Source organism: Jeotgalibacillus campisalis (assembly GCF_000829515.1).
GTDB classification, from domain to species: domain Bacteria; phylum Bacillota; class Bacilli; order Bacillales; family Jeotgalibacillaceae; genus Jeotgalibacillus; species Jeotgalibacillus campisalis.
This window is the reverse complement of record NZ_JXRR01000006.1, coordinates 1-13,907: the sequence shown is the minus strand read 5'-3', so window position 1 is coordinate 13,907 and position 13,907 is coordinate 1. Positions and strand designations below refer to the sequence as shown.

At 42.2% G+C, this 13,907-nt stretch carries 12 protein-coding genes and 1 other annotated feature; all 12 genes read right to left on the bottom strand.

The genetic code is table 11. The annotated features are described in order from the left end of the window. A complete protein-coding gene (gene cysS, locus KR50_RS03005) occupies window positions 1-1,401 on the bottom strand; it encodes a cysteine--tRNA ligase (protein ID WP_041054631.1) in 1,401 nt (466 codons plus the stop codon). After that, window positions 1,382-2,047, bottom strand: a complete 666-nt coding sequence (gene cysE / locus KR50_RS03000) for a serine O-acetyltransferase (protein ID WP_041054629.1) — start codon at window positions 2,045-2,047, stop codon at window positions 1,382-1,384. The genes cysS and cysE overlap by 20 nt, the downstream gene beginning before the upstream one ends. A 103-nt stretch (window positions 2,048-2,150) precedes the next feature. Further along, window positions 2,151-2,371, bottom strand: a binding site (T-box leader). A 66-nt stretch (window positions 2,372-2,437) separates the two neighbouring features. After that, entirely contained in the window at window positions 2,438-3,895 is a 1,458-nt protein-coding gene (gene gltX, locus KR50_RS02995; RefSeq protein WP_041054627.1) for a glutamate--tRNA ligase, read from the bottom strand. 28 nt (window positions 3,896-3,923) lie between these two features. Continuing rightward, window positions 3,924-4,400: a 2-C-methyl-D-erythritol 2,4-cyclodiphosphate synthase gene (gene ispF, locus KR50_RS02990; RefSeq protein WP_041054625.1), complete on the bottom strand. Its 477-nt coding sequence runs from the start codon at window positions 4,398-4,400 to the stop codon at window positions 3,924-3,926. Between the two features lie 46 nt (window positions 4,401-4,446). Further along, entirely contained in the window at window positions 4,447-5,139 is a 693-nt protein-coding gene (gene ispD / locus KR50_RS02985; RefSeq protein WP_041054623.1) for a 2-C-methyl-D-erythritol 4-phosphate cytidylyltransferase, read from the bottom strand. Window positions 5,140-5,163: 24 nt separating this feature from the next. Beyond that, the gene (locus tag KR50_RS02980; protein WP_041054621.1) at window positions 5,164-6,264 is read right to left on the bottom strand and encodes a PIN/TRAM domain-containing protein; all 1,101 of its coding nucleotides are present in this window, start codon (window positions 6,262-6,264) and stop codon (window positions 5,164-5,166) included. Between the two features lie 198 nt (window positions 6,265-6,462). Beyond that, entirely contained in the window at window positions 6,463-7,533 is a 1,071-nt protein-coding gene (gene disA, locus KR50_RS02975; RefSeq protein ID WP_041054619.1) for a DNA integrity scanning diadenylate cyclase DisA, read from the bottom strand. 3 nt (window positions 7,534-7,536) lie between these two features. Next, window positions 7,537-8,913, bottom strand: a complete 1,377-nt coding sequence (radA, locus tag KR50_RS02970) for a DNA repair protein RadA (protein ID WP_041054617.1) — start codon at window positions 8,911-8,913, stop codon at window positions 7,537-7,539. Between the two features lie 103 nt (window positions 8,914-9,016). Next, window positions 9,017-11,461, bottom strand: coding sequence for an ATP-dependent protease ATP-binding subunit ClpC (gene clpC, locus KR50_RS02965; RefSeq protein WP_041054616.1), 2,445 nt, complete (start codon window positions 11,459-11,461; stop codon window positions 9,017-9,019). Beyond that, window positions 11,458-12,537: a protein arginine kinase gene (locus KR50_RS02960; protein ID WP_041054613.1), complete on the bottom strand. Its 1,080-nt coding sequence runs from the start codon at window positions 12,535-12,537 to the stop codon at window positions 11,458-11,460. Before KR50_RS02960 ends, clpC begins: the two co-directional genes overlap by 4 nt. Then, window positions 12,534-13,082 carry a UvrB/UvrC motif-containing protein gene (locus tag KR50_RS02955; RefSeq protein WP_041054610.1) on the bottom strand — a complete coding sequence of 183 codons (549 nt, stop codon included), beginning with the start codon at window positions 13,080-13,082 and terminating at the stop codon, window positions 12,534-12,536. Before KR50_RS02955 ends, KR50_RS02960 begins: the two co-directional genes overlap by 4 nt. A gap of 14 nt (window positions 13,083-13,096) precedes the next feature. Then, a complete protein-coding gene (locus KR50_RS02950) occupies window positions 13,097-13,558 on the bottom strand; it encodes a CtsR family transcriptional regulator (RefSeq protein WP_041054608.1) in 462 nt (153 codons plus the stop codon). Window positions 13,559-13,907 lie beyond the last annotated feature (349 nt).

The following is a 13,907-nucleotide window of genomic DNA, read 5'->3' as shown; positions in this document are numbered from 1 at the left end:
TTAGCCTCTTCTCCAACGGATGCCCTGAGCGGTATCTTCAAGAATGATATTGAGTTCTTTCAACTGATCACGAATGGCATCTGCTGTTTTAAAATCACGGTCTTTTCGTGCCTGTTCACGTTTTTTTATCAGGTTATCAATGTCCTGATCGAGCAATTCCTTTTCCTGGTTCATTGAAAAACCAAGAACTCCTGCAAGTTCGTCGAATGCTGCTGTAAACGCCTCGATAATCTCTACAGATGTATTTTTCTCTCTTAAATAAAGGTTTGCCTGTCGTGATAAATCAAATAGTACCGATATGGCATTGGCTGTATTAAAGTCATCATCCATCGCTTTGCCGAACGTTTGTTTGGTATTGTCTATTTCACTCAGCCATTGGTCATTATTTTCCGCTAAATTGGCACTTGCTTCTTTACGGTGAAGCAGATTTTCATATGAAGTGCGGATTCTGTCAAGACCTGCTTTTGCTGCATTCAGCAACTCCAAATTGTAGTTAATCGGATGGCGATAGTGAACCGACAGCATAAAGAACCGAAGCACTTGAGGATCATGTTCTTTCAATATGTCATTCACAAGAACAAAGTTGCCGAGAGATTTGGACATTTTTTCGTTATCTATATTGATGTACCCATTATGCATCCAGTAATTCGCAAAGGACTTTCCTGTCAATGCTTCTGACTGCGCAATTTCATTTTCATGATGAGGAAAAGCAAGATCCTGGCCTCCCGCATGGATATCGATTGTATCTCCAAGATATTTTCGAGCCATCGCTGAGCATTCAATATGCCAGCCTGGTCGTCCAGCTCCCCAAGGGCTTTCCCAGGAAATTTCGCTTTCCTTAGCTGCTTTCCATAAAACAAAATCCAATGCATCATCTTTTCGTTCGTCTGATTCAATTCTCGCACCGATTCTGAGCTCATCTATCGATTGGTGAGAAAGTTTACCGTACCCTTTGAATTTGCGGGTTCGGTAATACACGTCTCCTGCTGATTCATACGCATATCCTTTTTCAATCAATGCCTGAATAAACTCGATAATTAACTCAATATTTTCGGTCACTCGAGGGTGAACTGTCCCTCTTTTGCATCCAAGCGCTTCAACATCTTCAAAATAGGCTTGGATAAACCGTTCAGCTACTGTCGGAACATCCTCCCCAAGGTCATTAGCGGCACGAATCAATTTGTCATCTACATCGGTAAAATTCGACACGAAGTTTACATCGTAGCCCCGGTATTCGAGGTGACGTCGAACCGCATCGAATACGATGGCAGGACGCGCATTTCCGATATGGATATAATTGTAGACAGTAGGGCCGCATACATACATGGACACCCGTCCTTCTTCCTGCGGAGTAAATAGTTCTTTTTTTCGTGTGACTGTATTATAAAGTTGAATGCTCATTGGTAGAGCTCCTCTCTCTTTCTTTCTTCAGCTGATCTTTAACAAACGCTAATTCCGTTTCCAGGTGCCGCATGCGGTCCCAGATCGGATCGGGCATATCCTGATGGTTTAAATCCCGGCGGCATTTTACTCCATTGCGTACAACTACTTTACCCGGAATACCGACAACGGTGGAATTGGCCGGCACATTATGCAGGACAACAGAGCCTGCTCCCACTTTTGAGTTTTCCCCGATTGTGATAGAACCAAGCACTTTTGCTCCTGTTGCAACCAGCACATTATCTTCGAGGGTGGGGTGACGCTTGCCTTTTTCCTTGCCTGTTCCTCCGAGGGTGACTCCCTGGAATACCGTAACATTATCCCCGATTTCGCATGTTTCACCAATCACGACCCCCATGCCATGGTCTATGAAGAATCGCCTGCCGATCTTAGCTGCAGGATGGATTTCGATCCCGGTAAAAAATCGCGCGATCTGAGATATTACCCGGGCAATAAAATACAATTTCCGACGGTAAAAGACATGAGCAACCCGATATCCCCAAATCGCATGCAGGCCGGAATACGTTAAAATAATTTCGAAAGCGGACCTTGCTGCCGGATCTTGATCAAAAACCGTTTCAATATCTTCCCTGATTCGTTTAAACATTGCTTTCCCCCCTTTAGATCGCACTAACTGAACTATGCGTATTCTATAACCGACTTATCTTATTGGAAATGTTATAAAAACAAAAAAAACGCCTCTGTCAATTGACAGAGACGCTTTATGCGCGGTTCCACTCTGTTTGAAGCCTATAAAACGGGCTCCCCACTTAATCGGAATAACGGTCCGTGCCGCTTTGGCCTACTTATGTTTCAGCAAAAGGCTCTGAGGTGCATTTTGGGAAAAGGAATCTCCTGAACCACTCTCAGCCGGGTGATGGTTCTCTCTTATCGGCTTCCTTTTCTTACTTTTCCTCATCTGTGCTTTACTCATATATCTTTTAAATGTATTCATTTTATGCTTATAAATATACTATATACCATTTAATGAAAAATGTTAATTTGAAAGCTTGCTTACGCGTGCAAGAACTCTTTCTTTCCCCAACACTTCCATCGCGTTTGGAAGCTCAGGTCCATGAGTCTGGCCTGTAACGGCTACACGAATCGGCATAAATAATTTTTTCCCTTTATGACCCGTTTCTTTTTGAACCGCTTTAATCGCTTTTTTAATTTCCGCTGATTCAAAGGTTTCAAGAGCACTTAGTTGATTTGCAAGCTCTCCCATTACTTCAGGGACCTGCTCTTCTGAAAGGACTGCACTTGCCTCTTCATCGTAGGCAATCTCTTCTTTGAAAAACAGTTCTGATAGAGCAACAATTTCTGCTCCGAAACTCATTTGCTCCTGATAAAGAGCGACAAGACTGCGCACCCACTCTTCTTCTTCGGCCGTGCGGTCAGTTGAAATACGTCCTGCTTCTTCAAGATGAGGAACAGCAAGCTGCACGACTTGATCTAGATCAAGATTTTTCAAATACTGATTGTTCATCCAAACGAGCTTTTGTGAATCAAAAACTGCTGGTGATTTAGATAGGCGGTCCGCATCGAAAATTTCAATAAATTGTTCTTTAGAAAAAATTTCTTCTTCGCCTTTTGGTGACCAGCCAAGCAGGGCAATAAAGTTAAATAATGCATCCGGCTGATAGCCAAGGTCTTTATATTGCTCAATGAATTGGATAATTGATTCATCCCGTTTACTTAATTTTTTTCGGTTTTCATTGACGATCAGGGTCATATGACCGAATACAGGTGCATCCCAGCCAAACGCTTCGAAAATCATCATTTGTTTCGGTGTATTTGAAATATGGTCGTCTCCGCGCAGTACGTGAGAAATCTTCATGAAATGATCATCCACTGCAACAGCAAAGTTATACGTCGGAATACCGTCCTTCTTGACGATTACATAATCACCGATGCCGTCACTTTCAAAGGATACATCATCTTTTACCATATCGTTGAACGTATACGTCTTACCGGCAGGCACTGCAAAGCGTATGCTCGGCTCGCGTCCTTCTGCTTCTAAAGCGGCACGTTCTTCATCCGATAAATTGCGGCACTTCCCGCTGTACCTCGGCATTTCTCCTCTCGCACTTTGCGCTTCCCGTTCTGCTTCAAGCTCCTCTGAAGTACAGTAGCACTTATAGGCAAGACCTTTTTGAAGTAATTCATTATAGTGCTTTTCATAGAGATCATTTCGCTCTGACTGGCGGTAAGGTCCGTACTCCCCACCTACATCAATGCTTTCATCCCACTCGATTCCAAGCCATTTTAAATAGCGCAGCTGTGACTCTTCCCCTGTTTCGATATTCCGTTTTGAATCTGTGTCTTCAATACGAATGATAAATTTCCCGCCCAGGTTTTTAGCAAATAAATAATTAAATAAGGCTGTACGTGCATTCCCTATATGTAAGTGACCGGTTGGACTTGGTGCATAACGCACTCGAACTTCTGTTGACATACGTAATCCTCCTATTTTGTGTTTCTTGTTATTTTGTCTGTAATAAAATCGTCGCTTGTGCGGCAATTCCTTCTTCCCGTCCTGCAAATCCAAGCTTTTCTGTTGTGGTTGCTTTTACATTTACCTGTTCTTTGGACGCTTCAAGAAGCCCGGCGATACGCTCTCTCATCTCTTCTATATGAGGAGCCATTTTAGGGCGCTGTGCGATGATCGTACAATCAATGTTGCCTAATGTATACCCTTCTTTTTTTACCAGGGCCCATACATGCTCAAGTAATTTACCGGAATCGGCTCCTTTAAAAGCGGGATCTGTATCTGGAAAGTGTTTGCCTATGTCTCCAGCAGCAATTGCGCCAAGGGCTGCATCTGCTATTACATGAAGCAGCACATCCGCATCTGAGTGGCCAAGCAGCCCTTTTTCATGAGGAATGTGTATCCCTCCAAGAATAAGCGGTCTGCCTTCAGTTAATTGATGAACATCATAGCCTTGTCCTATTCGAAACATACTTTCACCTCGTTTTTCGCCTTTGTTTTAAAGCCGATTATCTCTTCTATTTTTCATATCCGCTTTTTCTTTTTGTCAGAATTGCTTCAGCAAAAAAAAGGTCTTCTTTTGTCGTCAGCTTTATATTATCATAATCTGCCTCTACGACTTGAATTTTTTCACCGATTTGTTCAACTAATGATGCATCATCGGTTCCAATGAAACCTGTTTTCACTGCTTCTTCATTTGCCTTACGTAATAAGGAAAGACGAAAAGCCTGTGGCGTCTGAATTGACCACAAGCTTGAACGATCTATGGTGTGCTCCACTGTTCCTTCACGGATCACTTTCATCGTATCCTTAACCGGCACTCCTGCTATAGCGGCACCTGTTTGTGCAGCCTGTTCAGCCAATTCATGTATCGCAGCCTGCTGAATAAAAGGTCTGGCCCCGTCGTGTACCATTACAATAGGAGCCGTTGCGTACATTAAAGCATTATAGACACTTTGCTGCCGCTCTTTGCCGCCTTCTGCCATAGCGACTACTTTAAAAATCGAATGCTTTACAAGCCAGTTTTCAAGCTCTAATCGATCATAAGGGCTCACAGAGAGAATAATCCCCTTACACAGAGGGTCGTCTTCAAATACTTGAAGTGTATGAACAATAATCGGTTTCCCGTCTATTTCAAGCAGCAGTTTATTTCGATCTGCCCCCATCCTTTTCCCTTTTCCGGCAGCTGGGATGATCACTTCATACTCCATTGCATTAACTCCTGTTCTATGCGATTACAGCGCTTTTTCGTATGCTTTCGGTTTCGCAAAAATCATTCTTCCTGCTGATGTTTGAAGAACACTTGTTACGACTACGTCTATATGCTTGCCGATATAGTTTTTCCCGTCTTCTACGACAATCATCGTGCCGTCATCAAGATACGCAATTCCCTGATTTTGTTCCTTGCCATCTTTAATCATTTGAACGTGAAGTTCTTCCCCGGGCAATACGACTGGTTTCACCGCATTCGCCAAATCATTAATATTCAGCACCTGAACATCCTGCAAATCACAAACTTTATTTAAATTAAAGTCATTGGTCACGACAATGCCGTTTAATACCTTAGCAAGTTTGACAAGCTTGCTGTCTACTTCATGGATTTCTTCAAAATCCCCTTCATAGATGGTGACCTGGATCGGAATATCCCGCTGAATCCGTTTAAGAATATCTAATCCCCGGCGTCCGCGATTTCGTTTTAGTGCATCTGAAGAGTCAGCAATATGCTGAAGTTCTCCCAAAACAAATTGAGGAATGACAATCTCTCCATCTAAAAAACCGGTCTGGCAAATGTCCGCAATTCGCCCATCAATGATGACACTTGTATCAAGAATTTTATGACGCTTGGATACAGGGGGGTCTACCATCTGCTGCTGTCCATTAATATCAAGCGTTTTTTTAGCTGGACTTTTCGTGAACAGCTGGATTAATTCATCCCGTTTTGTAAATCCTACCCGAAAGCCTAAATAACCTAAGATAAGCGTCAGTAATATTGGCGCCACCGTATTCACGATCAAAATTTGAATATCATTAATCGCAACACCAAGCAGGAACGCTACGATCAGCCCGATAATCAGACCAAGTGTTCCAAAAAGCAGGTCCGTCACCGGCGCCTCTATCAGTCTGTCCTCGCACCACTTAAGGAAATCCACTACGTGATCAATCAGCCAAAATAAGATAATATAAAAAATAATAGCTCCTAAAATAGCAGTTACATATGGATTATTAATAAGTGCGTTGTCTACATTCAAAGGGCCAAATACTAAATCTGGGATTAAGAACACACCGAGTGTTCCACCTAGAATCAAAAAACATATTTGAACAATTTTTCTTAACATCCCTTCACCTCCTTGTTTCATTATTTACCAATTTAAGCATTTCAAACCTTGCAGTAGACTATAAAATTGAAAACTTTAGCACAATAAATAAATTCTGCGTCTCTATTTTAAAAAGCGTAGCATGAATTTCATTATAAAGTCAATTTATACAAAACGACATATCATATCATATATCTACAAAGCTTTCAATCCATTATTTCACAGTTGATTATCTGCAATCGATTGATCTTTAATCAGGCGCAGTCCTTCTTTAATCTTTTTAGCTCTGACTTCTCCAATGCCTTCCACATCGTCCAGCATTTGAACAGAAGCTTTGACCATCTGATTTAGGTACGAAAACTCGTTTATTAAGTTTTCAATAATCATTATAGGCAGACGGGGAATTTTACTCAGTACACGGTACCCTCTTGGTTCTGTCAGATCTTCCCCTGGCGTATAGCCATTGTGTCCCAGAAGCTTTAAAAGTGCACCATCTTCGAGTACTTCAGATGAAACCATTTCTTGAAACCGGTTAAGAAGCTCGAAGGATTTTATATGTCTGTCTTTTGCATAATCCCGCATAATCATCATGGCCTCTTCTTCCATATCAGCTATCAGTTCATTCATTTGCAGCCGTACTAACCTGCCTTCAGTTCCCAATTCATTTAAATAAACTAAAAGCTCATTTTTTATACGGAGAACCATTTCAAAGCGATGCAGCACCTGAAGGACATCTCCGAAGGTTACCATTTCCTCGAATTCCAACAGCGTTAAATGAGAAATGCTTTGATCAAGCACCACACGGTATTTTTCCAGCGTTTGAACCGCTTGATTTGCTTTCGCAAGAATGACCGCAATTTCTTTTAGTGCATAGCGAAATGTTCCTTTGTATAAAGTGATGACGTTTCTTCTCTGGGAAATAGCAATCACCAGTGTATTCGTTTCGCGTGCTACACGCTCTGCCGTACGATGCCGCATACCGGTTTCCGAAGAAGGAATCATCGGACTCGGGGCAAGCTGAGCGTTGGCAATTAATATTTTATTACCTGTTTCATTTAATATTATCGCTCCGTCCATCTTGGCAAGTTCATATAAAAATGTAGGGGAGAACGGACAATGAATCTGAAAGCCTCCATCTACAATGGACTTCATTTTCTCGTTGTATCCAACTACGATCAATCCGCCGGTCCCTGCACGCAGAACATTATCAAGCCCTTCCCGAAATGGGGTGCCTGGTGCTACGAGCTGGACGATGTCAACGACACGTTCCTGCTTTCTTTTTTCTTCCATGTGTTAATCCCCCAATACTTTCTTTAGCGCTTCATTCACATCAGATACCCCAATAATTTGAATATCCTCAGGGAATTTCCACCCTCCAATATTATTTGAAGGAATGATGACTCTTTTAAATCCAAGCTTTGCAGCTTCCTGAACACGCTGTTCAATCCGCGATACTCTTCGGATTTCTCCGGTCAGGCCAACTTCACCAATGATGCAGTCAAAGGCATTTGAAGGCTTATCTTTAAAGCTGGAAGCGATGCTGATGGCAACCGCTAAATCAATCGCCGGTTCATCCAAGCGCACTCCGCCAGCTACTTTTAAGTAGGCATCCTGCTGCTGTAAAAGCAAACCGACTCTTTTTTCAAGTACGGCCATTAAAAGAGATACTCTGCTTTGATCCACTCCGGTAGCCATACGCCGAGGATTATTAAAGCTTGTAGGTGTAACAAGCGCCTGAATTTCTACAAGGACCGGTCTTGTGCCTTCCATAGAGGCTACAACAGTAGAGCCCGCAGCACCTTGGGATCTTTCTTCAAGAAAAATCTCTGAAGGATTTAACACTTCTTCTAAACCCGATTCCTTCATTTCAAAAATACCCATCTCATTTGTCGAGCCGAAACGATTTTTTACTGCGCGTAAAATGCGGTACGTGTGGTGGCGCTCTCCTTCAAAATACAAAACCGTATCAACCATATGCTCTAATATACGAGGGCCTGCAATGGAGCCTTCTTTTGTTACATGGCCTACAATAAAGATCGCAATATTTTTCATTTTTGCGATGCGCATTAATTCAGCTGTACATTCACGTACTTGTGTGACACTCCCTGGGGCGGAAGTGACTTCAGGATGGTAGACGGTTTGTATCGAATCAATGACTACAAAATCCGGAGACAATTGTTCGATTGAATGATGAATGGATTCTAAATTTGTTTCAGCATACACGTATAAGTCTTCGGAGGTAACGTTCAACCGGTCAGAGCGCAATTTCGTCTGTTTCACCGATTCTTCTCCGGAAATGTACAGCACTTTATTCTTTAGTTCAGCCAGCTGTGAGGAAACTTGTAAAAGCAAAGTGGATTTTCCTATACCTGGATCTCCACCGATTAAAATAAGTGAACCTGGAACGACACCACCGCCAAGAACACGGTTTAATTCCCCGCTTTTCGTTTCAACTCTCGGCTCTTGGATGGATTCAACCGATACAAGAGGAGTTGCTTTAACCGAACTTCCTTCAGGCGTATGAGTAAATGTTTTTCTTGGCTGTTTCCCTGTAATGGATACGTCTTCAACCATTGTATTCCATTCACCGCAGCCGGGACATTTTCCCATCCATTTTGCAGATTCATAGCCACAAGACTGGCACATAAATTTTGTTTTCTTTTTTGCCACTCTTATTCCATCTCCTTGAAAAGTTAATAAAAAATAGTGCACGTGTTGCGAGGCTAACACACGTGCACTAATCTAATGATTTACAGATGCCTGGCATCAGGCATTACTTAGCAGTAGAACCTGCTTCTTCTTTGCGGTTTACTACAAATTCATTGTTTTCTACGTCAATTTCTATCGTATATCCTGCCAGTACCTTGCCTTTTAACAACTCTTCAGACAATCGATCCTCAACATGCTTTTGAATCGCACGGCGCAGGGGCCTAGCTCCATACTCAGGATTATATCCTTCATCTGCAATTTTTTCTTTTGCAGCTTCTGTAATCGAAAGCTCTATATCCTGCTCTTTTAAGCGATTAACCAGCTCATTAGCCATTAAAGTGACGATTTCTTTGAGGTGGTGTTTTTCGAGTGAGTGGAAAACAATCATCTCATCGATTCTGTTTAAGAACTCAGGTCGGAATGCGCGTTTTAACTCTTCCAGCACTTGGCCCTTCATGTCTTTATAATCCTGTTTAGAGTCCTGAATATTGAAGCCAACATTTTTATTGAATTTCAATGCATCTGCTCCAACATTTGATGTCATAATCAACACGACATTACGAAAATCAACCGTTCGTCCTTTAGAATCTGTTAACCGGCCATCCTCAAGCACTTGAAGGAGAATATTGAATACATCAGGATGCGCTTTTTCAATCTCATCCAGCAGGACTACAGAATAAGGCTTGCGTCGCACTTTCTCTGTTAACTGACCGCCTTCTTCATATCCCACATACCCTGGAGGTGAACCGACAAGACGGGATGTCGAATGTTTTTCCATGTATTCAGACATATCAATCCGGATCATGGAATCTTCATCACCAAACATGGATTCCGCTAAGGCTCTGGCAAGTTCTGTTTTACCGACACCTGTAGGTCCGAGGAAAATAAACGAACCAATTGGACGCTTAGGGTCTTTTAAGCCGGCTCTTGCACGTCTAACGGCTTTAGCAATCGCAGTAACCGCATCTCCCTGTCCAATGACACGATCATGCAGTGTATCTTCCAGTTTTAACAGTTTGTGCGTTTCAGTTTCTGCCAAACGTGAAACCGGTACGCCCGTCCAGGATGATACCACATGAGCGATATCTTCAACGGTTACTTCCGTATTCTCCTGACCTTGTTTTTCTTTCCAGATTTTTTTGGTTTCATCTAATTTTTCTTTTGTTTTTTGTTCAGAATCACGTAATGAAGCAGCTTTTTCAAATTCCTGACTTTGAACTGCTGCATCTTTCTCATTCCGTATGCCATCTAATTTCGCCTCAAGCTCTTTTAAATTAGGAGGCGTTGTATAAGAACGCAGCCGCACTTTTGAGCCTGCTTCATCTATTAAATCAATGGCTTTATCCGGTAGAAAGCGATCCGATATATAGCGGTCTGATAACTTAACTGCCGCGTGAATTGCCGCATCTGTAATGGATACACGGTGATGCGCTTCATATCGGTCACGCAGTCCCTTCAATATTTGAACAGATTCTTCTGCGGTTGGCTCATCTACTTGTATCGGTTGAAAACGGCGCTCTAATGCTGCATCTTTTTCAATGTATTTTCTATATTCATCGAGCGTAGTAGCACCAATACATTGAAGTTCACCGCGGGCAAGTGATGGTTTTAAAATATTTGAAGCGTCAATCGCACCCTCTGCTCCTCCTGCCCCAATCAGCGTATGAAGCTCATCGATGAACAAGATTATGTTGCCTGCTTGACGAATCTCATCCATTACTTTTTTAAGGCGGTCTTCAAATTCCCCACGGTATTTCGTACCCGCAACAACTGTACCCATATCTAATGTCATGACGCGCTTATCACGTAAAATTTCCGGCACTTCATTTTGCACAATTTGCTGTGCAAGTCCTTCTGCAATCGCCGTTTTACCGACACCTGGCTCCCCAATTAAAACAGGATTATTTTTTGTCCGGCGGCTCAACACTTCAATGACACGCTGAATTTCTTTGCTTCTTCCAATAACAGGATCAAGACTTCCTTCCCGTGCAATTACAGTGAGGTCTCTTGCCAATCCGTCGAGCGTTGGTGTACTCGCGTTGGCATTTGAACTGCCTTGGTGACCGCTTGCTTCATTGCTTCCCAACAGCTGCAGCACTTGCTGTCTTGCTTTATTTAAACTAACACCCAGATTACTTAATACCCGGGCTGCAACACCTTCTCCTTCGCGGATTAACCCCAGAAGGATATGTTCAGTGCCTACATATGAATGCCCTAATTTACGCGCTTCGTCCATAGAAAGCTCAATTACTTTTTTTGCTCGCGGTGTATAATGAACGCTTGGTGACTGCTCAGTCCCTTTGCCAATCAGTTCCTCTACTTCTTCCTGGATCTTTTCTGTGCTCAGATTAAGGCTTTTTAATGCTTTGGCAGCAATACCTTCTCCTTCACGAACAAGCCCAAGCAAAATATGTTCAGTGCCAATATTTGAATGGGAAAGACGAATTGCCTCTTCCTGTGCTAACGCCAATACTTTCTGTGCTCTCTCGGTAAACCGTCCAAACATCATAGGTCTGTTCCTCCTTTTAGCTGTGAATCATCCATTTCTAATCGTTCACGTATTAACGAGGCTCTTCGCAAATCACGCTCAAAAGGACGTAAAAACCCTCCCGCGTATTGTTGAAGAAAACCTGGCTGAGTAAGTATCATCAGTTCATTTAAAATCGTCCTAGGTACATCCTTTATATACCCCAGATCAATTCCTAAACGCACATCTGACAAACATTTAGCCGCTTCTATAGATTCTATGATACGACTATACCTTAAAACACCATAGGACCTTAAAACCCGATCTTCAAGCTGAACACCTGAAGTTTGAACCAATGCTTCTCGTGCTGCTTTCTCCTGAGCAATAATTTGGTGAACTACCCGTAAAAGATCTTCTACAATGTCTTCCTCAGATTTCCCCAGCGTGGTCTGATTAGAAATTTGAAAGATGTTACCTAAAGCTTCGCTGCCTTCCCCGTAAATTCCTCTTGCGACAAGACCAAATTGTCCAATTGCCGGAATAATTCTATTCATTTGGTTCGTCATCATCAAACCTGGTAAGTGCATCATAACAGATGCCCGCAAGCCTGTGCCAACATTTGTGGGGCATGTGGTCAAATAGCCAAGCTGCTCATCAAATGCATAATCAAAATGCTCTTCAATTGCATCGTCGAGTTCATTTGCCTTTCGCAGTCCTTCCTTTAATTGCAGCCCTGGATACAAACATTGAATGCGAAGGTGATCTTCTTCGTTCACCATAATACTTATATCTTCTTCATCAGACAGCCAGACAGCAGATGAAGCAGAATCTTCCGCTAGATTCGGGCTGATCAAATGCTTTTCAACCAGTACACGTTTTTGCAGCTCCTGCAATTCTTTCATTTCCAGCAGTTCAAGCGATTCTCCTGCCTTTTGCATGCTATCTTTTACTTTTTGAGAAACATCTGCTGCCTCCTTCTCCGTGAATACTGTCGGAAAAGAATGATGTTTACTGTTTCTGGCTAATCGTATTCGACTAGATAAAACAATTTCTGAATATGGTCCTTCTTCATTCATCCAGGAAGTAACAGCCTTCGTCAAAAATTTTTCAAGTGTCAAGGCTGGTCACCTCCTTGCTGATCGATATCTTTTTCAAGCGAGCGAATATGGTCGCGTACCCCTGCTGCTTTTTCAAACTCTTCTTCCTTCACCAATTCCTTTAATTCAGTCCTTAGCTCACTGATTTTTCTCTTCACATGAATGCTCCCGCCCTCACGCTCAGGAAGTTTCCCCTGATGGATTGCATTGCCGCTGTGAAGCCTTTTTAAAATGGGGGGAAGCTCTTCTCGAAAAGATTCGTAACAGGATGGGCATCCGAATTTCCCGATTTTCAAAAATTGCGGGAAGGTTAACTCGCATTCCTTACAACGGATGGTTTCTTTATCTGAATGCTGTGATTGGTTTGGCTGTTGAACAACAGGCGTTATATTTAAAAGGCCGGCAAGTAAATTATTGAATGAAAATGCACTCGCATCACTAGCTAAAAAAGCATCACCTTTATCTTGTGCACACACCTCACATAAGTGAACCTCTGTTTTCTCTCCGTTTACTACTTTCGTAAAATGCAATGCTGCGGGACGCTGCTGGCATTCTTGACAAACCATCCCTCTCACCTCATTTATTTATATTTTAATGTTCTTAACATAGCAGTTAATATTCTTGCTCGAATTTCATCTCGCAGAGGCAATGGTATTTTAAGCGTTGCTCGCTCCATTGCACTTAACATCAGCTTTGCCTCTCTTTTGGAAATACATTCTTCATTTAGAAGCCGATAAATTACATCTTCTGCTGTAGCCTGAGCAATATGAGATTGAAGCAGTTCTGATACCTGATCAATTAAATGGGACTGATCATGGCTTTTAACTTTGATAATGCGAATATATCCTCCACCGCCACGCTTACTTTCAACTACATATCCGCGCTCTACAGTAAAACGGGTGTTAATTACATAATTAATTTGAGAAGGCACACACTGAAATTTATCTGCAATTTCGCTCCTCTTTATTTCCACTATTTCACTGCCACTGCCTTCTAAAACCTTCTTAAGATACTTTTCAATTACATCTGAAATGTTTTTCACAACCCCCACCCCCCTTTGACTTTGACTATCTTTGACATAAATTATACAATACGCTTCGATCCTTTTGCAAATAGGGTGAATTCAGCTGAAGTAAAAAAACTTTTTCATATCAGTTCTAGCATGTAAAGTATACAAAAATGCTACTTATTCGAGGCATCTTGTCTAATCTAAAAATAGAATTGAATTCGACACCTGGATTAATAACCACTTAAAATCTCATTTAGTTAGATAAAAGAAAGCACAAAAAAGGCCATTCCCAATGGGAATGACTCTTTTTTTTGTGCCTAGCGACGTCCTACTCTCACAGGGGGAGACCCCCAACTACCATCGGCGCTGAAGAGCTTAACTG